This is a genomic window from Actinophytocola sp. (assembly GCF_049647105.1).
In the GTDB taxonomy this organism is placed as follows: domain Bacteria; phylum Actinomycetota; class Actinomycetes; order Mycobacteriales; family Pseudonocardiaceae; genus Actinophytocola.
The window spans coordinates 13,204-37,591 of record NZ_JBARWZ010000033.1; the positions used below are offsets into that span (position 1 = coordinate 13,204).

17 protein-coding genes are annotated in these 24,388 nt (G+C 70.1%); 10 read left to right on the top strand and 7 right to left on the bottom strand.

All coding sequences use genetic code 11. The features are described 5' to 3' along the window. Positions 1 to 169 precede the first annotated feature (169 nt). The 10 genes from WBA97_RS04690 (at position 170) to WBA97_RS04735 (ending at position 14,633) form a co-directional block, all read left to right on the top strand. On the top strand, positions 170 to 931 hold the full coding sequence (locus WBA97_RS04690; RefSeq protein ID WP_424229431.1) for a DeoR/GlpR family DNA-binding transcription regulator: 762 nt from the start codon (positions 170 to 172) through the stop codon (positions 929 to 931). Continuing rightward, entirely contained in the window at positions 928 to 1,926 is a 999-nt protein-coding gene (gene pfkB / locus WBA97_RS04695) for a 1-phosphofructokinase (RefSeq protein ID WP_424229432.1), read from the top strand. Before WBA97_RS04690 ends, pfkB begins: the two co-directional genes overlap by 4 nt. Then, positions 1,923 to 3,371, top strand: a complete 1,449-nt coding sequence (locus tag WBA97_RS04700; RefSeq protein WP_424229433.1) for a PTS mannitol transporter subunit IICB — start codon at positions 1,923 to 1,925, stop codon at positions 3,369 to 3,371. The genes pfkB and WBA97_RS04700 overlap by 4 nt, the downstream gene beginning before the upstream one ends. Then, complete coding sequence (locus tag WBA97_RS04705; RefSeq protein ID WP_424229434.1) at positions 3,364 to 3,810, top strand: PTS sugar transporter subunit IIA; 447 nt, start codon at positions 3,364 to 3,366, stop codon at positions 3,808 to 3,810. Before WBA97_RS04700 ends, WBA97_RS04705 begins: the two co-directional genes overlap by 8 nt. A 3-nt stretch (positions 3,811 to 3,813) precedes the next feature. Beyond that, complete coding sequence (locus WBA97_RS04710; protein ID WP_424229435.1) at positions 3,814 to 4,854, top strand: zinc-dependent dehydrogenase; 1,041 nt, start codon at positions 3,814 to 3,816, stop codon at positions 4,852 to 4,854. Positions 4,855 to 4,875: 21 nt separating this feature from the next. Next, on the top strand, positions 4,876 to 5,142 hold the full coding sequence (locus tag WBA97_RS04715; RefSeq protein ID WP_424229436.1) for an HPr family phosphocarrier protein: 267 nt from the start codon (positions 4,876 to 4,878) through the stop codon (positions 5,140 to 5,142). Further along, the gene (gene ptsP, locus WBA97_RS04720) at positions 5,135 to 6,757 is read left to right on the top strand and encodes a phosphoenolpyruvate--protein phosphotransferase (RefSeq protein ID WP_424229437.1); all 1,623 of its coding nucleotides are present in this window, start codon (positions 5,135 to 5,137) and stop codon (positions 6,755 to 6,757) included. Before WBA97_RS04715 ends, ptsP begins: the two co-directional genes overlap by 8 nt. A 541-nt stretch (positions 6,758 to 7,298) precedes the next feature. Beyond that, on the top strand, positions 7,299 to 8,396 hold the full coding sequence (locus WBA97_RS04725; RefSeq protein ID WP_424229438.1) for a multicopper oxidase domain-containing protein: 1,098 nt from the start codon (positions 7,299 to 7,301) through the stop codon (positions 8,394 to 8,396). Positions 8,397 to 8,420: 24 nt separating this feature from the next. Continuing rightward, entirely contained in the window at positions 8,421 to 12,428 is a 4,008-nt protein-coding gene (locus tag WBA97_RS04730) for a ThuA domain-containing protein (RefSeq protein ID WP_424229439.1), read from the top strand. A 66-nt stretch (positions 12,429 to 12,494) separates the two neighbouring features. Beyond that, positions 12,495 to 14,633 carry an OmpL47-type beta-barrel domain-containing protein gene (locus WBA97_RS04735; protein WP_424229440.1) on the top strand — a complete coding sequence of 713 codons (2,139 nt, stop codon included), beginning with the start codon at positions 12,495 to 12,497 and terminating at the stop codon, positions 14,631 to 14,633. A 121-nt stretch (positions 14,634 to 14,754) separates the two neighbouring features. Here the strand turns inward: WBA97_RS04735 and WBA97_RS04740 are convergent, their stop codons facing one another. The 7 genes from WBA97_RS04740 to WBA97_RS04770 all read right to left on the bottom strand — a co-directional run bounded on the left by WBA97_RS04740 (position 14,755) and on the right by WBA97_RS04770 (position 24,090). Next, positions 14,755 to 15,993: a cytochrome P450 family protein gene (locus WBA97_RS04740; RefSeq protein ID WP_424229441.1), complete on the bottom strand. Its 1,239-nt coding sequence runs from the start codon at positions 15,991 to 15,993 to the stop codon at positions 14,755 to 14,757. 17 nt (positions 15,994 to 16,010) lie between these two features. Beyond that, complete coding sequence (locus tag WBA97_RS04745) at positions 16,011 to 17,261, bottom strand: cytochrome P450 (RefSeq protein ID WP_424229442.1); 1,251 nt, start codon at positions 17,259 to 17,261, stop codon at positions 16,011 to 16,013. After that, positions 17,258 to 17,884 (bottom strand): GTP-binding protein, encoded by a 627-nt coding sequence (locus WBA97_RS04750; RefSeq protein WP_424229443.1) that lies wholly within the window; start codon positions 17,882 to 17,884, stop codon positions 17,258 to 17,260. Before WBA97_RS04750 ends, WBA97_RS04745 begins: the two co-directional genes overlap by 4 nt. Continuing rightward, complete coding sequence (locus WBA97_RS04755) at positions 17,865 to 18,209, bottom strand: DUF742 domain-containing protein (RefSeq protein WP_424229444.1); 345 nt, start codon at positions 18,207 to 18,209, stop codon at positions 17,865 to 17,867. Before WBA97_RS04755 ends, WBA97_RS04750 begins: the two co-directional genes overlap by 20 nt. 13 nt (positions 18,210 to 18,222) lie before the next feature. Continuing rightward, entirely contained in the window at positions 18,223 to 18,618 is a 396-nt protein-coding gene (locus WBA97_RS04760) for a roadblock/LC7 domain-containing protein (RefSeq protein ID WP_424229445.1), read from the bottom strand. Next, positions 18,615 to 20,198 (bottom strand): ATP-binding protein, encoded by a 1,584-nt coding sequence (locus tag WBA97_RS04765; protein WP_424229446.1) that lies wholly within the window; start codon positions 20,196 to 20,198, stop codon positions 18,615 to 18,617. Before WBA97_RS04765 ends, WBA97_RS04760 begins: the two co-directional genes overlap by 4 nt. Before the next feature lie 304 nt (positions 20,199 to 20,502). Further along, positions 20,503 to 24,090, bottom strand: coding sequence for a hypothetical protein (locus tag WBA97_RS04770; RefSeq protein WP_424229447.1), 3,588 nt, complete (start codon positions 24,088 to 24,090; stop codon positions 20,503 to 20,505). Positions 24,091 to 24,388: the final 298 nt, after the last annotated feature.

The following is a 24,388-nucleotide window of genomic DNA, read 5'->3' on the forward strand; positions in this document are numbered from 1 at the left end:
ACAAGCTTGCTCACCACCACTGGTCGGCCCAAGAAGCGGATATTACGTCGATTTCACATCGCCCGGCAAGAGGCTGGTCGTGGCGCGGTTGCGGTCAACCGGGTGTTGACTTGACGCAGTCAAACCAGGTAAACAAAACGATACGCAGATGAAACGGTGGTAAATCCACATGTACGCAGAAGAGCGGCAGCAGCACATCGTGGACCGGGCTCGACGCGAGGGCCGGGTGGACGTCGCCGACCTGGCGGCCGAGCTGGCCGTGACCGGCGAGACCATCCGGCGCGACCTGTCCGTTCTCGAGCGCCACGGGCTGCTCCGCCGCGTGCACGGTGGCGCGATCCCTGTCGAGCGGCTCGGGTTCGAGCCCGCGCTCGCCGCCCGCGACGCCGTGCTCGGCGCGGAGAAGGACCGGATCGCGAAGGCCGCGCTCGCCGAGGTACCCGAGGAGGGCTCGATCCTCCTCGACGCGGGCACCACCACCGCCCGCCTCGCCGAGATCCTGCCCGTCGACCGGCAGCTCACGATCCTCACCAACGCGCTGCCCATCGCTCTGTCGCTGGCGGGCCGCACGAACTTCAACGTCCTGTTCATCGGCGGCCGGGTCCGCTCGCGCACGCTCGCCTGCGTCGACCCGTGGGCGATGGAGGCCCTCGCACAGTCCTATGTGGACGTCGCGTTCATCGCCACCAACGGGATGTCCGTGCAGCGCGGCCTCACCACGCCGGACCAGGCGGAGGCCGCGGTGAAGAAGGCCATGGTCGCCGCCGCGCGCCGCACGATCCTGCTCGCCGACCACACCAAGCTCAGCTCCGACCACCTCGCGCGGTTCGCCGCGCTGTCGGACATCGACATGTTCATCACCGACAGCGGTCTCGACCCGCAGACCGCGGCCGAGATCGAGGTGCAGGGGCCAAGGGTGATCCGCACATGATCCTGACGCTCACGATGAACCCCAGCCTTGACCGCACCATCGAGGTCCCCGAGCTGGTCCGCGGTGCGATGGTCCGGGCGAGCGGCACCCGCCTCGACCCGGGCGGCAAGGGCGTCAACGTCGCCCGTGCCCTCGCCGCGCACAACCTGCCGACCTGTGCGGTCGTGCCCCGCGGCGGGCCGGAGGGCAGGCAGCTCTGCGAGCTCCTCGAAGAGGATGGCATCGACGTGTGCGCCGTGCCGGTCACCGGCTACACGCGGTCCAACGTGAGCCTGGTCGAGCCGGACGGCGAGGTCACCAAGATCAACGAGCCGGGCGGTTCGCTCGGGCCGGACGACCTGGAACGCATCGTCAAGGCGGTTCTCGACACCGGTGCCGCCGCCGACTGGGTGGTCGCGAGCGGCAGCCTCCCACCGGGTGTGCCGGACACCTTCTACCGCGACCTCGGCGTGCGGCTGACCGAGCGCGGCATCCGGTTCGTCGTCGACACGTCCGGGCCCGCGCTCACCTCGGCGCTCGACGCGCGGCCGACGCTCGTGAAGCCGAACCGGGACGAATTGGCCGAGTCGGCCGGGTCCGGGATCGACACGCTCGGCGACGCGGTGCGCGCCGCGGTCGCGTTGCGGGAAAGGGGGGCGAAGACGGTGCTCGCCAGCCTCGGCGCCGATGGCGCGGTGCTGGTGGACGAGCAGGGAGTGCGGTACGGCGAGTCGCCGGTCGACCGTGGGCGCAGTGCGGTCGGTGCCGGCGACGCGATGCTCGCCGGGTATCTGGCTGGTGGGGTGACCGGCGCGGATGTCCTCATCGAGGCGTTGTCGTGGGGTGCGGCGGCGGTCCGGTTGCCGGGCAGCCGGATGCCGGGTCCCGGCGACGTGGACCGCGACTCGGTTCTGGTGCACGCCTCGATCGACCTCACCCGTGCCCTCGGCGGAGGACAGCAGCAACTTCCGGGGAGCGACCCGCAGACCCCCGAGACAATGGAGCGGATTCAATGACGACTGATGTCTCCCAGCTGAAGAACTTATCGGGCAACGGGGTCCGCGCCCGGGTTCAGCGCTTCGGCGGCAACCTGGCCGGCATGATCATGCCCAACATCGGCGCGTTCATCGCGTGGGGCCTGATCACCGCCCTGTTCATCCCGACCGGCTGGCTGCCGAACGCGACGCTCGCCGGGCTCGTGGATCCCACGATCAAGTTCCTGCTGCCGATCCTCATCGGCTACACCGGCGGCCGGATGGTGCACGGCCAGCGCGGCGCCGTGGTCGCCGCGATCGCCACCATGGGCGTGATCGTCGGCGCGGACGTGCCGATGTTCCTCGGCGCCATGATCATCGGCCCGCTCGCGGCGCTGCTGATGAAGTGGTTCGACGGCGCGATCGAAGGCAAGGTCAAGTCCGGCTTCGAGATGCTGGTCAACAACTTCTCGGCAGGCATCCTCGGTGGCGCGATGGCGCTGCTCGGCCTGGTCGGCATCGGCCCGATCGTCGAGGCGCTCACCAACGCGGCGAGCAGGGCCGTCGACTTCCTGGTGGACAACAGCCTGCTGCCGCTCGTGTCGATCATCGTCGAGCCCGCGAAGGCGTTGTTCCTCAACAACGCCATCAACCACGGCGTGTTCGGACCGCTCGGCCTCGAGCAGGCGCGGGAGACCGGCCAGTCGATCCTGTACATGATCGAGACCAACCCCGGGCCGGGCCTCGGCATCCTGCTCGCGTTCTGGCTGTTCGGCCCGCGCAGGATCCGGCCGACCGCGCCCGGCGCGATCATCATCCACTTCTTCGGCGGCATCCACGAGATCTACTTCCCGTACCTGCTGATGAAGCCGAAGCTGATCCTGGCCGCGATCGCGGGCGGCATGGCCGGTGTCGGCACCGCGCTGGTGACCAACTCCGGTCTGGTCGCGCCGCCCGCGCCGGGCAGCATCTTCGCCTACCTGGCGGTCACGCCCCGCGGTGGTCACGTGAGCGTCCTGCTCTGCATCGCCATCGCCACGGCCGTCTCGTTCATCGCCGCCGCCGCGCTGATGAAGTTCGGCCACGGCGCCGACGCGGACGACGCCGAGCTCGCTCCGGCCCAAGAGCCGTTGGCGGCCGCCGACGCCCCCGACACGGGCGGCACCACCACCACGACGCGGCCCGTCATCTCGGGCAGCGAGGTCAAGAGCATCGTCGTGGCCTGCGACGCGGGCATGGGTTCGAGCGTGATGCTCGCGTCCCAGCTACGGACCCGCCTCAAGCCCTACGGCGTGACCGTGGAACACGTTGCCGTCAACGACATCCCGGCCGACGCGCGGCTCGTGCTCACGCATGCCGACCTCGCCGACCGGGCCCGCTCGACCGTGCCGGCCGCCGTGGTCGTGGAGTTCAGGATGTTCCTCGGTGACCCCGCGTTCGACCGGCTGGAGAACGCGATCAAGGAAGGCGGCGAGATCCGTGGCTGACGCGGAGGTCCTGCCCAGGGAAGGCATCCGGCTTGGCCTGACCGCCGCCGACAAGTGGGACGCGATCCGCCAGTGCGGCGCCGTGCTCTCCGAGTTGGGCGCGGTCGAGGACGGCTACCCGGACACCATGCTGGCACGCGAGAAGTCCGTGTCGACGTTCATCGGCGAGGGCGTCGCGATCCCGCACGGCACCGACGAGAGCCGCGCGCTGGTGCGCCGCACCACGCTCGGCGTGCTGCAGTTCCCCGGCGGCGTGGACTGGGACGACCAGACCGTCAACATCTGCGTGGCCATCGCGGCGAAGGGCAACGAGCACGTGACCGTGCTGTCCGCGCTCGCGCAGATCCTGATGGACCCGGCGCAGGCGGAGCGCCTGCGTACCTCGTCGAGCGTCGAGGCCGTGTACGAGCTCCTGGAATCGATAGGGAAGGACCTGTAACCCATGAAGGTGGCGCGTTTCCACGCCCCTGGTGACCTTCGTCTTGAAGAGGCGCCCGAGCCGGATCCCGGCCAGGACGAGGTGAAGATCCGGGTGCGGCAGTGCTCGACCTGCGGCACCGACGTGAAGATCTTCAACCACGGCCACCACCACCTGGTGCCGCCGCGCGTGATCGGCCACGAGATCGCCGGTGAGGTCGTCGAGGCCGGGCCGGACGTGTCCGGCTGGGCCCCCGGCGACCGGGTGCAGGTCATCGCCGCCGTGCCGTGCGGCACCTGCCAGGACTGCACGCGTGGCCGGATGCCGGTGTGCCCCAACCAGACCTCGGTCGGCTACCACTACGACGGCGGGTTCGCCGAGTACCTGATCGTGCCGAGGCAGGTGCTCGCGGTCGACGGGCTCAACCGGATCCCCGACGGCGTGGACTACGCCGAGGCGTCGGTCGCCGAGCCGCTCGCGTGCGTGCTGAACGGGCAGGAGCTTGCGCGGGTCGGTCCCGGTGACGACGTGGTCGTGATCGGCGCAGGACCCATCGGCTGCCTGCACGTGCGGCTCGCGCGGGCCCGCGGCGCCGCCAGGGTGTTCCTGGTGGAGCTGAACCGGGCGCGGCTGGACATGTCCTCGGCGGCGGTGGCCCCGGACGCGGCGATCTGCTCGGCCGAGATCGACGCGATCGACGAGGTGAAGAAGCTGACCGACGGGCGCGGCGCGGACGTCGTGATCACCGCGGCCGCGGCCGGTGCCGCACAGGAGGACGCGCTGCAGATGGCCGCACGCAGCGGCCGGATCAGTTTCTTCGGTGGCCTGCCGAAGGACCGGCCGACGATCACGCTGGACGCCAACCTGGTGCATTACCGCGAGCTGACCATCGTGGGCGCCAACGGTTCCAGCCCCGCGCACAACAAGAAGGCCCTTGAGCTGATCGCGTCCGGCCAGGTGCCGGTCGCCGACCTGATCACACACCGCCTCGAGTTGTCGGAGCTGCACGACGCCATCAAGCTGGTGTCGTCCGGTTCGGCGATCAAGGTGACCATCCAGCCGTAGACGGGCCGTCAAGGAGGACGCATGCCCACGAGGGACGTGGTTGTCGGGTCGCGGATCGGCCTGCACGGCAGGCCGGCGGCGATCGTCGTGAAGACCGCCAAGGCCCAGCAGGTCATCGTGAAGATCGCCACCGGGGAGAAGGCGGCGGTCGACGCGCGGAGCATCATCGCGGTGCTCTCGCTTGGCGCGCACGGCGGTGACACGGTCACCATCTCCGCGGACGGCGACGGCGCGGACGACGCGCTCGCGGCGATGGCCGAGGTGCTGGAGAAGGATCTCGATGCCTGAGGACCTGCACGGGCTCGGCGTCAGCCCGGGACGCACGGCGGGCCCCGTCCACGCGATGGGTGCCCCGCCCGTCCTGCCAGCCGACGTGCCGGCACCGGGCGCCGACGAGGCGGAACGCGCGGAGAAGGCGCTGCGGTTCGTGGCGACCTCGCTCGACGAACTCGCCGCGCGGGTCGAGGGACCGGCGGCGGAAGTCCTGTCCACGCAGGCGATGATGGCCGCCGACATGACCCTCGCCGAGGCGGTCACCGCGAAGGTCGGCGCGGGGCGGCCCGCCGCGTGGGCGATCACGGACGCGATCGCCGAGCAGCAGGACACGTTCGCCGCGCTGGGCGGCTACTTCGCCGAGCGCGCCGCCGACCTCGCGGACCTGCGGGACCGTGCGGTCGCGTGGCTGATGGACGTGCCGATGCCCGGCCTGCCACGCCCCGGTGTGCCGTACGTGCTGGTGGCCGACGACCTGTCCCCGGCGGACACCGCGCTGCTCGACGAGACGGTGCTCGCGATCGTCACCCGCCGCGGCGGCCCGACCAGCCACACCGCGATCCTGGCCCGCGCTCGTGGACTGCCCGCGATCGTGGGCTGTGCCGGCATCCTCGACGTGGCCGACGGAACGGTCGTGTCGGTCGACGGCACCACCGGCGCGGTCGTCCCGGTGTCTTCGTCGCGGGCCGAGGAGATCGTCGCGGCGGGTCGCGAGGAACGTGCACGGACGGCGGCGCTGACGGGCCCCGGCCGCACCGAGGACGGTGTCGCGATCCCGTTGCTGCTCAACGTGGGTGGTGCGAAGGACCTCGTACCGGGAGAGGGCGTCGGGCTGTTCCGCACGGAGTTCCTCTTTCTCGGCCGCACGTCCGCGCCCCCGGTCGCCGAGCAGGAGACGGCGTACCGGGAGCTGTTCGAGGCCGCGGGGGATCGGAAGGTCGTGCTGCGCACCCTCGACGCGGGCGCGGACAAACCGTTGCCGTTCCTGGGTTTGGCGGACGAGGACAACCCGGCGCTCGGCGTGCGTGGCCTGCGCACGTCGCGGGTGGATCCGTCGGTCATCGCCACGCAGTTGGCGGCCGTGGCCAGGGCGGCGGCCGCCACCTCCGCCGACGTGTGGGTGATGGCGCCCATGGTCGCGACCGCGGCGGAGGCGGCGGAGTTCGCCGGGCTCGTGCACGAGGCCGGGTTGCGGACGGCGGGGGTGATGATCGAGATCCCGGCCGCGGCGTTGAAGGCGCGGCAGATCCTCGCTGCCGTGGACTTCGTTTCCCTTGGTACCAACGATCTGAGCCAGTACACGATGGCTGCCGACCGGATGAACGGGGAGCTGGCCGATCTGCTGGACCCGTGGCAGCCCGCCGTGCTGGAGCTGGTGTCCCGGGTTGCCGCCGCCGGGCAGGAGCTGGCGAAGCCGGTCGGGGTGTGCGGGGAGTCGGCAGGCGATCCGTTGCTGGCGTGCGTGTACGTCGGGATGGGGGTGACGTCGTTGTCGATGTCGGCGCCGTCGGTGCCCGCCGTTCGGGCGGCGCTGGCCGATCGGACCGTGGCCGAGTGCAGGCGGTTGGCCGAGCTGGCGCTGGCGGCTTCGGACGCCGCCACCGCACGGAAGGTCGTCGCCGGGGCGTGACTCCTGGTGGGGTACTTGTCCTCGCCGGACGGGCCTCCTCGCCGGAGGCCGGTGGTGGGCTGGCGCCCGGCCCGCTTCGCGGGCGGAGCCGCTGTTGTCGCACGAAGGGGCGACAAGCTGCCTCTCCCGCACGTACAGTTCAGCGGTCTGCCACTGAGTGGTCACAGTCGGACACGACGGGCATATTCGGCCACCCGGTGTACAAACACGCCGGGTGGCCGTCCTCGTTCATGATCGTTTGTCATTTTCTGTCTGCTTCGTTACGCCATTTGGGCCTTAACTTTCGTCGGCGATCGACATAAGTTCGAGTCGTTTAGTCGGAAGCGGCTATGTCCACGCCATCAGAGGGACGCCCGGAACAGCCACCCCGGGCCGAAAGGCGAGGCAGCGTGACAACGGACGTCACCCACGTGCCATCTGTGCGTCGCGTCGCGTCTCCAGCAGCAAATCCGAGCGGTCCGTGTGACCGCTCCTTCCTCGTGCCCATGAACGGAGTTCCACAATGGACAGAGACGGCCGACCGACGCTCTCGCGTCGATCGATGCTCGCCGGTGCCGCGGCGGCGGGTGTGCTCGCCCCCGCCGTAGTGGCCAGCGGCGTCGCCGCGGTGTCCGCGGCGGCCGGCGCCGAGTCCGCGTCGGCCGCGGCAGGCGAGACCCGCCAGCTCACCCTCTACGCCGAGACCCTCGCCGGGACCAACCTCGTCGGGTACGCCCTGGAACCTGGCAAGCCGACGATCCCCGGCCCGCTGCTGGAGATCTACGAGGGCGACACGCTCGAGATCGAGCTGGTCAACAACACCGACCAGCGGCTGTCGATCCACCCGCACGGCGTCAACTACGACACCGACTCGGACGGCGCGCCGTTCAACAACTCGTTCAACGACCCCGGCGAGACCCGCGTCTACACCTGGCGCACCCGCGCTCAGTACCAGCGGGACGGGGTCTACATGCCGGGCAGCGCGGGCTTCTGGCACTACCACGACCACGCGCTCGGCGGCGACCACGGCACCGGCGGCCTGATGCGGGGCCTGTACGGCGGTCTGATCGTCCGCAGGCGCGGCGACCTGCTGCCCGACCGGCAGTACACCGTCGTGTTCAACGAGCAGTCCATCAACAACAAGGTCGCGCCGGACACTCCCATGTTCGAGGCGAACGAGGGCGAGCGGGTCGAGTGGATCTGCATCGGCCACGGCAACCTGCCGCACACCTTCCACCTGCACGCGCACCGCTGGGCGGACACCCGCACGGGCATGCTCACCGGCGCGAACGACCACTCGCACGTGCTCGACAACAAGAACCTGGACCCGGGTTCCTCCTTCGGTTTCCAGGTGATCGCCGGTGAGGGTGTCGGTCCTGGCGCGTGGATGTACCACTGCCACGTCCAGTCCCACTCCGACACCGGTATGGCGGGCATCTTCCTGGTCCGCAACCCGGACGGCAGCCTGCCGCCCGGCGCACAGGAGGCCATCGACCGCTTCCACGGCCACGAGCACGCGCCGATGGACATGAAGGCCATGGGCATGACTCCGGTCCCGACCGGCCCGCACGACGGCCATGCGCCGATCGCGCCGGGCAACCCGTCCGCGAAGAAGGCCAGCAACGGCAAACCGGCCACTCCGCACGGCGGCCACAGGTAACCCCAGAGAAAGGACAGCCCGACCATGGGGCTAAGAGGCTCTATCGGCTGGTCGCGAAGGCGACGAGCACGCAGATTCACGGCGCTCGGCGCAGCGCTGGCGCTCGGTGCGTCACTGGTCACCACCACAGTCGCGGCAGTACCGGCACCTGCCGCGGCCGCACCGGCGGCAGCGAACGTCCCGATCAACGTGCTCATCTTCCGCGGCGCGGCCGCGGACCAGAAGGACCCGGTCGTCCGTGCCACGGACGCCATCACCAGCCTGGCTTCCGCCAACGGCATCGGCGTCACCGCGTCGTCCGACCCGGCCGTGTTCACCTCGGCCAACCTGGCCAGGTACCGGGGTGTGGTCTACCTGTCGGCACAGGGCATCACCCTGAGCCGTGACCAGGAGACGGCGCTCCAGAACTACATGAAATCCGGCGGCGGTTTCCTCGGCGTGTCCGACGCGGCACGCGCGCAGGAGGAGTCGTCCTGGTTCACCGGTCTCATCGGCACCCGCCCGATCGGTTCCCGCCCGGAGCCAGAGCCCGTCGCCACGGTAACGGTCAGCGCGGAGAACCCGCCGAACGAGGGCAAGGACAAGCTCACCGACGGCAACGAGAACACCAAGTGGCTCGCGTTCGCCAGCACGGCGTGGATCCGCTACCAGCTCACCACGCCGATCGCGGTGTCGAGCTACTCGCTGACCTCGGCCAACGACCACGACGGCCGTGACCCGAAGAGCTGGACCCTGCAGGGCTCCAACGACGGGACGACGTGGACGGACCTGGACACCCGCACGGACCAGACCTTCCCCGAGCGGTTCCAGACCCGCAAGTTCGAGTTCGCCAACACCACGGTGTACGCGCACTACCGGCTGAACATCACCGCGAACGCCGGTGAGACCGCCACGCAGCTCGCGGATCTGGAGCTGTACAAGGACGGTTCGGAGACCCCGCCGCCGCCGGAGCCCGCTCCGCAGGCGGCGACGATCGACGTCCTTGACCGCAACCACCCAGCCAACGCGGGTCTTGGCCTGACATGGCAGCGCACCGACCGCTTCCTGAACTGGGACCCGAACCCGGTCGGCACGGTCCACACGATCGCCCAGGTCGAGGAGCAGACCTACGCGCCGGGTGTCGGTGCCAACGGTCCGTTCCACCCGATCTCGTGGTGCCGTGACTACGAAGGCGGCCGCTCCTTCTACACCGGCATGGGCCGCACGGAGGCGAGCTACGGCGAGGACGCGTTCCGCAACCACCTTCTCGGCGCGCTGAAGTGGACCACCGGCATGGTGCGTGGCGACTGCAAGGCCACCATCGCGGCCAACTACAAGGTCGAGAAGCTGAACGCGAACAACGCGGCTGGCCAGCTCGACCAGATCGCCGAGCCGCACGGCCTGACGATCGCGCCGGACGGCAAGGTCTTCTACATCGGCCGCGGCGCCTGCGCGGACAACGTGGTGCCCTCGCCGAACGAGTGGACCAACCCGGACATCGGCAAGGGTTGCGGCACGATCCACCTGTGGGATCCGGCCACGAAGAAGGCGAAGCTGCTCACCACCCTGGTGGTGATGGGCAACCGAGGCAGCGGCGACGAGCTGGTCAAGAACGAGGAAGGCCTCGTCGGCTTCACCCTCGACCCGAACTTCGCCGACAACGGCTGGGTCTACGCGTACTGGATGCCGCACGACTCGATCAACCGCGACACCAGGATCGGCAAGCGGACCGTCTCGCGGTTCACGTTCGACAAGGCCGCGCAGACGATCGACCAGTCGACCCGCAAGGACCTGCTGTCGTGGGACGCGCAGATCCACAGCTGCTGCCACGCCGGTGGTGGCATGGCGTTCGACAGCGCGGGCAACCTGTACATCGGCTCCGGCGACAACAACTCGTCGCAGGGCTCGAACGGGTACTCCGGCAACAACTGGACGCAGGAGTACAAGGGCGTCTCGTTCCAGGACGCTCGCCGCACCTCGGGTAACAGCAACAACCTGAACGGCAAGATCCTGCGGATCCATCCGGAGGCCGACGGCACCGCGTCGATCCCGGAGGGGAACCTGTTCCCCGAGGCGAACGACCCTGGCGACAAGACGCGGCCGGAGATCTACGTGATGGGTGTCCGCAACATCTCGCGGCTCCAGATCGACCCAGAGCACGACTGGCTGACCGCCGCGTGGGTGGGGCCGGACGCGTCGTCGCCGAGCCCGGAGCTCGGTCCGGCGAAGTACGAGACCGCGACGATCATCACCGAGGCCGGCAACCACGGCTGGCCGTACTGCATGGGCAACAAGCAGCCCTACCGCGACCGCAGCAGCACAGACGCGGCCGTCCTCACGGGCTGGTACGACTGTGACAACCCCGTGAACACCTCGCCGCGCAACACCGGTCTGGTGAACCTGCCGCCGGTGAAGAAGAACATGATCTGGTACTCGCCGGACGGTGGCGGCCCGGTCTTCCCGAACCGCCCGAACAGCAGCATCCCGACCTACGTCACCGAGGACGCGACCTACACCCAGCCCTACCTGCGTGGTGGCGGCCAGGCGGTCATGTCCGGGCCGACGTATCACTACGACAAGGTGAACACCGACAGCGGTGTCGCCTGGCCGAAGTACTGGGATGACAAGTGGTTCATCGGTGACCAGTCGAACTCGCAGAACCGGATCGCCGTCACGGTCGACCCGGCCGGGGTGCCGACGCAGACGCCGCCCGTGTTCGCGGAGACGCTGCGCCAGGTCATCCCGGGTGGTTCCGGTGACAACCGGGTGCAGAGCTGGATGGACGCCAAGTTCGGTCCGGACGGCGCGCTGTACATGATGGACTACGGCAGCGGGTTCTTCACGATCGCGCCGAACCAGAAGCTGCTCCGGATCACCTACACCGGCGGGGCCGCGACCCCGGCACCCGCGGCGACGAACGTCGCGGTGCAGAACAAGCCGCTGACCTACTCGTTCAACGGCTCGAAGTCCGGTGGGGTGTCCTACAAGTGGGAGTTCGGCGACGGCACCATCTCCACGGAGGCCAACCCGAACCACACCTACGCCCGCACCGGCCCGTACACCGCCAAGCTGACCGTGACCTACGCGGACGGCGAGACGGTGACCACGCGGACCTCGGTGAACGTGGGCTGCGCGGTGTCGGACCCGGCCACCACGGTCGAGTTCGGCCCCGGTGAGGACGCCGTCGACACCACGGTGCAGAACAAGAACACCGGTGGCGGCTGCAAGATCGACGACCTGATCGACGACGAGAGCACGTGGTCCTCCCACGCGGGCTTCGTCAACCACGTCAACACGGTCGCGAAGAACCTCAAGCAGCTCGGGATCATCAACGCGGGCCAGCAGGACAAGCTGAACCAGGCGGCCAAGGCCTCGGTCATCGGCAACCCGGGTCAGTTCGGCTACGACGCGTTGTTCGACGGCACGGAGGCGTCGTTCCGCAACTGGGCGATGGCGCCGTCCGGTGAGTTCTCCATCCGGCCGGACGGGTCACTTCGGCCAAGCGGTGGCCTCGGAATGCTGTGGTACGCCAAGAACTCCTTCGCGGACTTCTCGGTGAAGCTGCAGTTCAAGGACATCGCGCCGGAGGGCTTCCGGGCCAACAGCGGTCTGTTCGTCCGCTTCCCGGATCCACGCACACCGCTCGCACAACGCCCGCCGGGCAGCTGTGGCACGGTCGGCTCCGCGCGGACGTCGCAGGCATGGGTCGCGATCTACTGTGGACACGAGATCCAGATCTACGACGGTGAGACCGGCGAGCCGCAGAAGACCGGGTCGATCTACAACTTCGACCCGAACACGCTGGCGAACGCGGGTGCCACCCCGAAGAACCAGTGGAACGACTACGAGATCAAGGTCGTCGGCCAGCACTACACGATCATCCGCAACGGCGTGGTGATCAACGAGTTCGAGAACGCACCGGGGCAGGAGTCCTCCCGCGCCGGTGACCCCTCGACGACGCTGCGCCAGTTCGCGGAGGGCTTCATCGGTCTCCAGAACCACGGCGACAACGACCTCGTCGAGTTCCGCAACATCCGGGTGCGGCCCCTGTAGCCGGTATGGCCGGGTGGCGTCGCTCGCGCCGTCACCCGGCCGTCCCCATTGGAGGACTTTCCTGACATGTCCCGACGCTTCATCGCCGCGTTAGGCGCGGCGGTGGCCGTTGCCGGGTTGGTGACGCTACCGGCGTCCGCCTCCCCGGCAGCGGAACCACCGCCGGTCGCCGCGGCCACAGCACAGACTCTGACCTTCACCGCGGACGACAGCATTTCCGAGTACAAGGACTTCCCGACCACCGCGGTGGCCGGGGAGACGACGATCGTCTTCGAGAACAGCGAGGCGACCGGCAACACCACCGGCATGTCGCACACGCTGACCTTCGACCAGTCCACGCCGGGCTACAACCACGACGTGGCGCTGAACATACTCGCCAACCCGTTCGACGCCAACAACGGCCGCCACGAGGCGACCGTGACGCTCACGCCGGGCCGCTACCGGTTCCACTGCACGATCCCCGGCCACAGCACGATGGTCGGTGAGTTCACCGTGGAGGGCGGTGGTGGCGACGACACCACACCGCCGGTCGTGACCGCCACGATCACCGGCACGCAGGACCCGGACGGCAACTACGTCGACCAGGCGACCGTGAACCTGGCCGCCACCGACACCGGCGGTTCCGGGGTCGCGTCCACCGAGTACAAGCTGGACGACGGCGCGTGGACCCCTTACACCGCACCGGTAGCGGTGTCGGCGCTCGACGCGCACACCGTCGCCTACCGCGCAACGGACGTGGCGGGCAACGTGTCGGCGGAGGGCTCGGCGGCCTTCACCGTCGTCGACGGTGGTGGCGGTGAGGACACCACGCCACCGACGGTGACCGCGGCGGTCACCGGCACACAGGATGCCGACGGCAACTTCGTCGAGAGCGCCACGGTGACGGTCACCGCGACCGACAACGACGGCGGTTCCGGCGTGGCGTCCACCGAGTACAAGCTGGACGACGCCGAGTGGGCGCCGTACACCGAGCCCGTGCTGGTGTCCGTGATCGGTGCGCACACCGTGCTGTACCGGGCAACGGACGAGGCGGGCAACGTTTCCACGGAGGGCTCGTCGCAGTTCACCGTGGTGGCCGACTCGGCCGACACCACGCCGCCGACGGTCGACGCGGAGGTCTCCGGCACACAGGACGCCGACGGCAACTACGTCGACCTCGCCACCGTGACCATCTCCGCGGCGGACGCCGAGTCCGGTGTCGCGTCCGTGGAGTACAAGGTGGACGAGGGTGCCTGGACCGCGTACACCACGCCGGTCGCGGTGAACACGCCCGGCATGCACATGGTGAGCTACCGCGCCACCGACGAGGCGGGCAACGTCTCCGAGGAGGGCATGGCCCACTTCACCGTGGTACGGCAGGACACGACGGCCCCGACGGTGACCGGCCAGGTCACCGGCGAGCAGGACGAGAACGGCGCCTACATCGGCTCCGCCATGGTGACGGTCTCCGCGACCGACAACGACGGCGGCTCCGGCGTGGCGTCGATCGAGTACAAACTGGACGACGCCGAGTGGGCGGCCTACACCGAGGCCGTGCAGGTCTCGGCGGCGGGCGAGCACACGGTCCTGTTCCGGGCGAGTGACCAGGCCGGGAACACCTCGGAGGAAGGCTCGGCGACGTTCACAGTGGTGAGCGGTGACGTCGACGAGACCCCGCCGTCGGTGTCCTCGGTGGTGAGTGGCACCCAGAACTCGAACTGGGAGTACCTCGACGCGGCGAGCATCGACATCTCCGCGCTGGACACCGGTTCGGGGGTCGCCTCCGTCGAGTACACATTGGACGGTGGCGCCTGGACCGCGTACACCGAACCGGTGGTCGTGAACACGGCGGGCACGCACGAGTTCCTGTACCGGGCGACGGATCTCGCCGGGAACGTGTCGGCGGAGCTGCCGGGTTCGTTCACCATCGTGGAGTCCGGCCCGGGGCCGGGTCCCGACGTGTGCCCGGACTCGGACGTCCGCGACACCGTGGTCATCGGTGACATCGACAGCCAGGTCGCGAACATCGACATCGGCAACGGCTGCACGATCAACGACGTCATCGACGAGGACGGCGACTGGAGCACGCACAACCAGTTCGTCCGGCACGTCAAGGCGGTGACGAAGGAGCTCGTGCAGAACGGTGTCATCACGGGTGCCCTGCGCGACCGCATCGTGACCGCGGCCGTCAACTCGGCCGTGGGCACCCCGGCGTCGCGAGCCTGACCCCGGCGCCGCCGGGAAATGGTTGGTGTTACGAAAGGCGCTTTCGGGACGTTCAACGCCCTGAAAGCGCCTTTCGGGACATCGCGTCCATGAGGGCGCAAAGCCCGCTGCTCGGAACGTTTCAGCCCAGCCGAACCGGTAGTGACGCGGCCGAGTTGGAGAAGAACGACGGCACCGGGACCAGGTCGTCCGGCTTCGCGGCCAGTGACAGGTTCGGGTAGCGCGAGAACAGTGCTGGCAGCGCCACGTTCGCCTCCAGTCGCGCGAGATGGGCGCCAAGGCAGAAGTGGGGGCCGCCGCCGAAGGCGAGGTGTTTCGTTGGTGGCCGGGTGATGTCGAACTCGTCCGCGGTCTTGCCGTGGTGCGCCGAGTCGCGGCCGACGCCGCTGTACGGCGCGAGGATGGCCTCACCACGTGGGATCGGTACACCGGCGATCTCGATGTCCTCCAACGGATACCTGGCGGGGAAGTTGCCGATCGGCGCGTCCCACCGCAGGGTCTCCTCGACGACCGCGTGCCACGTGGCGGCGTCGCCGTTCATGGCGAGCTCCAGTTGCGAGGGGTGTGTCAGCAGTGCGCGGACGCCGTTGACGATGAGGCCGAGGGTGGTTTCGTGGCCTGCCGTCAGGAACAACCAGATCGTGTCGATGAGTTCTTCCTGCGTCAGGTGTTCCTCGCCCTGCTCACCGAGTTCGATGAGTGCGGAGGTGAGGTCGTTGCCCCGTTCCTCGCGGCGCAGGTTGACGAGACGGTTCAGCATCTCGTGCCGTTCGCGCTGGGTCGCGACGACCTCCTCCGGTGTCACGTTCGTGAGGAAGATGCTCTCCACCAGCTCACGCAGGCGCTGCCGCCACTCGACGGGCACCGCGAACAGCTCGCAGATCATGTTCATCGGCACCGGGTAGGCGAAGTGCGGCCGCACGTCGACGACACCGTCCGGCGAAGCGTGTGACGGCAACGCGTCCAGCAGCTGGTTGACGTTCTCCTCGAGGCGCGGGCGGAGATCCTCCACCCGGCCGCGGGTGAACGTGCGGGTCACGGGACGACGCAACCGCTGGTGGGTGTCGCCGTCCGAGGTCACCATGTTCGTGACCTTGATCATCCCCACGAGCGGCCACTCGTCGGTGATCTCGCCGCTCTGGATCTTGCTCCAGTTGCGCCAGTCCTTGCTGACCAACGGGTTCGTGACGAGCTGGGCGACCAGCTCGTGGGTCGTGACGGCCAACACCGCCACGTCGCCGGGAAGGATGACTCGTACGACCGGACCGAGCTCCCGCATCCGTGCCGCTTCCCCGTGGTGGTCGGCACCCATGGGGTCGAGGTGGATGGTCGGGATGTCGGCGGTGACCGAGTCGGTCATCAGATAGCCTCCTGCGCCTAGGAGTTGCGGACTGGCGGAGTGAAACGAACCGGCAGACTGGCAGGGCATCGCGTCCAGGGTGAGGGCAGCAACAACACCTCGTCGGCCGGAATCGCCAACGAAACATCATGGAGGCGGTGCAGAGCGGTGTCGACCGCTATCCGTGTGATCATCCTTCCCGGCCGCTGGGCGGGACAGGCGTGCGGACCCGCGCTCCACGCCAGGTGAGAGCGGTTGCCGACCTCCAGCCACGAATCGCCCGTGTGCACCCGGGGATCGTTGTTGGCGGAGGAAAGACCGAGGATGAGCGCGTCACCGCGCTGGATGTGCGCACCGGCCAGCTCGCAGTCCACCAGCGCGTAGCGGGCAGGCATGTTCGACATCGGCGGGTCACGCCACAGCACCTCGTCGAGCGCGTCGTCGATGCCGAGGCGGCCGCCGCGCATCCGGCCTGCGAACCTGGTGTCGGTGAGCATCACCCGTAGCGTCTGCGCGATCCACGACGTGGTGGTCTCATAGCCTGCGGAGATCATCAGCACGATCGACTGCTGGATCTCGAAGTCGTTGTGCAGGTTGGGATGCCGCAGGAACGCGGTGGTCAGATCGTCGGTCGGGGCGTTGCGGCGGGCGTTCATCGCGCCAGACAGGATCCGCTCCAGGTTGCGCGCCGCCGGTGCCGAGTCCTCAGCCGAGGAGAACAACGCGATCAGCGCGGCCCGCAGCTCGTGGCCCTGCTCGCGGCCGATGCCGAAGAACCCGGCGACCGTCAGCATCGGTACCACGGCGGCGTAGTCGGACACGAGGTCCGCCTTGCCATGGTGCTCGAAGTCGCGGATGAGGTCGGTGCAGGTGGCACGGATGAACCGGGCCATGCGGTGCTCGTCGAGGCTCTCGAGGCCGTCGTCGAGTGGGCCGCGCAGCCTGCGGTGCTTCTCGCCGTCGGCGAAGTAGGCGTTGTCGCGCGGGAACATCATCGGGCCGAGACCCGAGTCCGCCGCCACCACACCCTCGGCGAACAGCCGCCAATGGTTGGGGTCACGGGAGAACAGCTGCTCGTTGCGCACCACCTGGCAGATCTCGTGGTGCCCCATGACGAGCCACGCCGGGATGCCCGGCTCAAGCTCGACCGGCGCGACCGCGCCCCAGTCCTCCCGCAGCTCCCGGTAGACGGCCTGGGGATCGGGGGCGCTGGTGGTCTCGATGAGCGGGGTCAGACCGGTCAGGTCCGACAACCGCCGCCGGTGCCGCGATGTCGCTGGTGTCGTCACGTGAGTGCCTTCTGCGATGCTGGGTGGTGGAGTGCGTGTTCGACGAGGGTGATCAGCGCCTGCGCGGACGACTCCTTGTTGCGGGCGTCGCACGGCACGATCGGGGTGTCCGGCAGCAGGTCGAGCGCTTCGCGCAGCCGCGCGGTGTCGTACTTCGGCGCGTCGGGGAACTCGTTGACGGCCACCGCGAACGGCATGCCGGTGCGGGTCTCGAGCTGGTCGAACACCTCGAAGCTGTCCTCGATGCGGCGGGTGTCGACGATCACGAGCGCGCCGACCGCGCCTTCCGCGAGGCCCTCCCACAGCTCCCAGAACCGGCGCTGGCCCGGCGTGCCGAACAGATACAGGACGACCTCGGAGCTCACCGTGATGCGGCCGAAGTCCATGGCGACCGTGGTCGTCGCCTTGTCGTCGAGACCGGTGAGCGAGTCGACGCCGACGCTCGCGGACGTCATCGTCTCCTCGGTGCGCAGCGGTGCGATCTCGGAGACCGAGCCGATCAGCGTCGTCTTGCCGACCCCGAACGCGCCGACGACGAGGATCTTCACCGACTGGGCCACGGTCGGCGCGACATAACGTTTGTCGGCGCGCTGATCGGGCCAGTCAGAGTTTTCGGAGGCCATCTAGCACCTTCTCCAGAAGTTCAGCTGAGGGCGGGGTGTGGCGCAGCGCGGAGCGGATCGACAGGTGCCCGGAGTCGACGAGGTCCGACGCGATCACCACCACGAGGCTCACCGGCAGTCGCAGGTACACGGCCGCCTCGGCGAGCGAGAGCACGCCTCCGCACATGTCGAGCAGGGCCCGGTGCTCCCTGGAGACCGACATGGGTGGCGGCGCGTCCGCGTCGACCACCAGCAACGTCTCGGGTCTGATCGTGTTGCGGGACGGGTGCGCGCGGCCGGAGGTGAGGATGTAGGGCCGCACCGGTGAGTCGCGGTAGTTGTCCATGTTCGTCCCGGGCTCAGCCGGTGCGAGTCGGCGTCGAGAGCGTGCGCTCACCGATGACGAGTACCTGTGCCTGCATCTGTTGTGCGATAAGGGCCGGGTCGATGACCGGCTCTGTCACCACCGCGAGCCGCGACCCGTCGCCCGCCCCCCGGACGAACAGGAAGCCGCCGTCGAACTCCACCATCACCTGCCGGGGTCCGGCGCCGGTGCCGAACTCCTTGCTGATGCCCTGACCCAGCGCGGTGAGCCCGGCGCACGCGGCGGCGAGCTTGTCGGCCACGTCCTGCGGCGTGTGGCCGGTGCGGACCTTCAGCAGTCCGTCCGAGGTGAGCACGACGACATGGCGCACGCCCCGCACCGTCCTGATCAACTCCAGCATCCAGCTGTTGTCGACGGGCTGGGTCGTCATCGATGGTCCTCCGAGGTTTCCGTGTCGTCCGGGTTGTCGGCATGGCGCTTGCCTCTGCCGTTGTCACTGCTGTTCTCACTGCCGTAGTAGTCACTGTCGAGGTCGAGCTCACCGTTCGCGGCCGCGGTGCCGGACAGGAACGCGTTCATCCACTCTCCCGCGTCCTCCGGCGCCTCCTCCGCGTCCCGCTCGGCAGGCCAGTCGACCTGCGGCTGCTGGGGGACGGCGTGCCCGCGCCGGGAACGGCGGCGGGGCAGCACGGGCAGGTCGCCCGCCGTGCTGTCGTCGTCGGCCGGGGCAGGCGACGGGAGTGGTTCCGGCTCGGCGGGCAGCTCGACCTCGCCACGCTGGGGTGGCAGCTCCCACGCCGGCTCCGGCTCGGGTCTGCGGGGCTCTGGGGTGACGGCGTGGCGTTCCTGGCGGCGGGTCAGCGCGTGCCCGCCCGCGGCGACCACGCCGGTCGGCGCGACGGCCTCGGTCAGATCGGCCGGCACCAGCACGATCGCGCGCAGGCCGCCGTAGACGGACTCGGTGACGTCGACGCGGAAACCGTGGCGGCGCACGTACGCGCCGACCACCGGCAGGCCGGTCTGCGGGATCTCACCGAGGTCGCCGAGCCCGACCGGGCGTCTGCCGGACGCGATCTCACGGGCCTGCTCGAGCCGCTTGTCGTCGAGGCCGACACCGCCGTCGTCGATCTCGATCACCGCGCCGCGCTGCACCTGCCGCAGCGTCACCAGGACCTGCGTGGTGGGCGGGGAGGACTGTGTCGCGTTGGCCAGCAGCTCGGCCACCACGTGGATCAGCGGCTCGACCACGCGTGCCGACACCGCGACCGCCGGGTCGCCGGACACCTCGACCCGCTGGTAGGCGGTGATGCGGCCGGCGGCGCCACGGACGACGTCCGCGAGCGGCAGCGCCTCGTGCCACTGCTGGCCGGGCCACTCGCCGCACAGCGCGGCGAGGGTCTGCGCGTTGCGGGCCTGCTGGGCCGCCGCGTGGTCGACCCGCATGCTGGTGTGCAGCATGTCCGGGTCGGCGGGGTGCGCCTGCACCATCCGCGTCGCTTCCTCCTGGATGCGGTGCGCGGAGGACTGGACCTTGCGACCCAGCGCGACGACCGCCGCGGCCACGGCGTCCTGTCTGGCCAGCTGGTCTTCGCGGAGCCTGCCGAAGTGGACGGCGGACTGCCCGAGCAGGTGCGCGGAGACGTCGTCGGCGGACAGGTCGGGCAGTGGCGGCACGCCCATGCCGTTGACCATGGCGGGCAGTTGCTGCTCCACCAGGGTTTCCAGCGCCACGCGGCGGGTTTCGGCCAGCGCGGCGAGGTTGTGGTTCTCGTCGTCGAGCCTGCGCAGCTCATCGATGTGCTCACGCCCGGCCCGCGCCGTCCGCGCGGCCCCGGCGGCCACCACTCCGATCGCGATCGCACCGACCGCGAGCCACACCACCACCCAGATCGGCGACTCGAGCTCGCGGAAGATCAGGGGCGAGACGGCGACGTAGCCGGTGACACCGGCGATGCAGGTCCACGGGCCCGCGTGCCGCGGCGATGACGACACGGGCGATGAGACTGTCATGATCACCTTATGGTCGAGATTCGGGGGGACCGCGCTGCCCTGGCCGACCGGGAGTGCACGCGGATCCACCCTTCCGTCTCGAAGCTCACCCACAGCACCGCTCCGTATGCAGCGAGACACGAGGTTATCTCAAAGGTCAAGTTGGGACATTCACTGGATAGGCTGAATTTCGTTGCGCCAACAGGAAACCCGAATTTCCATGAATTCTTCTGTGACCTGCGGATATCTCGTTTGGAAACGACCGGGTTCCGATCAAGTGACGCGGCATTCGAGTGGTATTGCCCACCAATGTGATCGCAGAGTGTCACGGACACACTGGACGGTAGGGCACGTCCGGCAGGTACCGCGCCCAGACTTCCTCATCGAGCCTCGGCGACACCACCGCGCACACGCGGCGCTCGACCTGCGCCACGGTCACGTCCCAGATCTTCAGCGTCCCGTCCTCGCTCGCCGCCGCGAACGAACGTCCGTCCGGACTGAACACGACGGCCGTCACCGGCCGGCCGTGCTCACTGCGCAACGTCGCGAGCTCCGATGGCCGCCGAGGGGCCGACACGTCCCACAGCGTGGCCGTGGCCCCGGTCGCCGTCACGAGCGTCCGCCCGTTCGGCGCGAACGCCACCGCGGTCGTCGGCCCGGCCGTGAACGTGCCGAGCTTCTTCGGCGCGCTCGGGTCGGCGACGTCCCACAGCCACCCCGTGCCGTCGCTTGCCATCGCCGCCAGCACCCGCCCGTCCGGCCGCAGCGCGAGGCCGGTCCACAGCTGCGGCGGCAACACCGTCGGCTTCGGGTGTGCCGGGTCGGCGATGTCCCACAGGATGATCTCGTTGCCCAGCGTCGCCACGAGGCCGTCGCCGAACACCGCCACCCGGGCGGCCTCGGCGGGCAGGTCCGCCAGCGGCGTGCCGGGGTCCGCGACCGACCACAGCTTCGGGCGGCCGCCCGCGTAGGTGGTGACCAGCAGCTTCCCGTCCCGGCTCAGTGCCGACCCGGTCGCGTCGCCGACGTCCGCACGCATCCGTGCCGGCTCCTGGCCCGCCACGTCCCACAGCCGATCACCGGTGGCGAGCACGCCTGCCGCGAGCGCGGGGCCCGTCCCGGATTCGGTCCACACCGCCCGTGGCGCGTGCCGGTCCCGCACGTCGAACAGCCGCACGGTGCCGTCGCCACCACTCGCCAGGACCGTGCCGTCCCACGCGAGGGCGTCACTGCCGGTCCGGCCCGCGAGCACCTCGGCGAGGTCGACGAGCCGGACGGTCCGGTCGCGGCTCGACGTGACCAGCGTCCGGCCGTCCGCCGTGAACCGGACACCGGTGCCCGCGTCCGCGTGCCCGGACAGCGTCACGAGCCGGACCGGCCGTGGTCCGGTCACGTCCCACACGGTCGTCGCCCGGTCGTCGCCGGTGGCGGCGAGGAGCCCGCCGTCCTGGCTGAACGTCACGTCCCGCACCGCGCCGCTGGACAGCACCAGGGGGTCGACCTGTGCGCGGTCCGCGACCCGCCACCGGCGGACCATGCCGTCCTCGCCCGCGGTCGCGACGAACCTGCCGTCCTGGCTGAACACCGCCGCGTGCATCGGCAGGTTGCCCCTGGTCAGCAGCGTGGGCGTGCGATCGGCCACCGTCCACAGCCGGGCCGCGTTGTCCGCGCTGGTGGTCAGCACCGTCTTCCCGTCCGGGCTGAACGCGACCGAGGTCACCGGCTCTGTGCCCCCGGACAGCGTGCCAATCCGGCGTGGCCGGCCGTCGACTGTGACGTCGTACAGCCGTACGTCGTTCTCCTTCGACAGGGCGAGTGTCCTGCCGTCCCCGCTGAGCGCGACGTGGGCGGGCGAGCGCTCGGGGAGGTTGTCCGCGCCGACGGGCGGGATCACCCGTGGCCGCGTCGGCTCGGTGAGGTCCCACAGCTGCGCGCCGGCCGGGGTGCCGGTCACCGCGACCCTGCCGTCGGCGGAGAACGCGACCGAGGTGGCGCTTCCTTCCAGGACTGCCAGCTCGCGCGGGCGGACCGGGTCGCCGATGTCCCACAGCCATGTCGCGTCGTCGCCCGCGGTGGCCAGCACGTCACCGCTGACCGCGACCGCGTACACGGTTCCGGTGTGCGCGGTGATCCGTGCCGCGTACGGGTCCGCGAACAGCGCCAGCACCGCGTCCCGGCTCGGCGCGGTCGGGTCGAGCCGGTGCGCGGCGATGGTGAGCTGCATGGCCAGCGCCGGGTCGGTCTCCAGCAGCTCGGCCGCCTCCCGCAACGCGCTCTGCGCCGCCGCCGCGGCGCGCTGCCGGTCCGCCGACCGGTCCGCCCGCACCGCGTACACCACGGCCCCGGTCGCCAGCACCACCAGCACCGACAGCGCCGCGAGCCCGGCACGCACCCGCCGCGCCCGCCGTCGCTCACCGGTCCGCGCGGACTCGCTGGCACGCAGGAAGTCCCGCTCCCTGGCCGTGATCACGGCGGCGCCGGTGGCCAGCCAGGTGCGGGCCGTGTCGAGCCGGACCCCTCGGAACAGCGCGCCGGGGTCGCGGTCGAGCGACTCCCACGTGGCCGCGGCCTCGGCCAGCTCACGGTGCATGCGTAACCGGTCGCCGTCCTCGGCGAGCCAGTCGCGAAGCCGGGGCCAGCGCTCACGCAGCGACCGGCCCGCGAGCCGGAGGTGGTCGGCGTCGGCGACCACGACCCTGGCCAGCACCAGCTCGTCGAGCACGGCGGCGGTGTCCGCGTCCAGGTCGTCGCGCCGCAGCCCGCCCGCCGAGGACGCCAGCCGGGTCACGAGGTTCCTGGCGATCCGCTGCCCGTCGGCGTCGAGCGCGGTGAACACCCGCTCCGCGGCGTCCGCGATCAGCCGTGGGATGTCGCCCATCGCCTCGTAGCTCGCGATGGAGAGCGTGGTGCCCCGGCGGCGCCGCCACATCCCGAGCAGCGCCTGCTGCAGGAACGGCAGCGTGCCAGGCCCGCCCGTGTCGGCGATCAGCCGGACCAGCAACGCGGTCTCGACCCGGCAGCCCTCGCCGGACGCGGGTTCGGTGATCGCCTCACGCAGGCCGTCTGCGGTCATCGGGCCGACGTGCACCTGGCCGTCCCGCGCGGCGGCTGGCAGCCGGTCCGCGTGCCCGGCGCGGACGCCGAGCACGACCCGGACCCGGCTCGTCGTGGCGGTCGCGGCGTGCACGAGCGCCGCGACGAAGTGGTCGTGCTCCCCGGTGAGCGCCTCCTCGAACTGGTCGACCACCAGGACGAGGTCCTCCGGCCGGTCGGCACACGCCTGCCGCACGCGCAGGTGGAGGTTCTCCGGCGCCTCCGCCAGCTCGCGGTACAGGTCGCCTGGCGCGGCGCCCACGACGTCCGCGAGCCGGATCGCGCACTCCTCCAACGGGTTCGGGCCCGGCGTCATCACCACGTGGTCCGTCAGGTGGCTGGTCAGCGCGGGCAGCAACCCGGCCCGTAACAGTGACGTCTTGCCGCTGCCCGACGCGCCGACGACCGCGGTGAGCCGCCGCTCCCGCACCCGCGCGGTCAGCTCGTCGACCAGGTCCGCGCGCCCGGCGAACAACGCGGGGTCCTCGATCGCGGCGAACCCGGCATACGGTGGAGTCTCGTCCGGCCCGGCCGCCGGTTCCGCCGGTTCCCTGGCCTGTGTGGCGGACAGTTCACGCCAGCGCTGCTCCCACACCGCGGTATCGCCGTCGCACGCGCGGACGTAGGCGAGCGTGACGGACAGGCTCGGCAGCTTGCGCCCGCCCGCCGCCTCCGACAGCGCGGCGGCCGAGTAGTGCGCCCGCGCGCTCAACTGCCGGTAGGTCGGCATACCAGCCTGCTCCCGCAGCGCGCGCAGATCGGCGGCGAAGCGGGTGAGCGCGTCCTCTGCGGACCCCAGCGGGTTCTCGCGTCGCGGCAACCCCCACCACCCCCAAGCGCACCCATTGTTCAGAGTGCGTTGTTCAAAGTCCAACGCCAGGACACTGAACAACCCGGATGTTCTACAACTCCACCCAAGCCCGAGACCGACCCCACGCACCAACCCCCGCGAGTCCACGCTTCAGACCCCGCGAGTCCACGGTTCGGAACCCGCGAGTCCACGGTTCGGAACCACTGAGTTGGCGGTTCGGAACCACTGAGACGGCGGTTCGCGACACAACCATCTCGTCGCGAAACGCCAACTCGGCGGTCCTGAAGCGAAGACTCAGTGGTTCTGA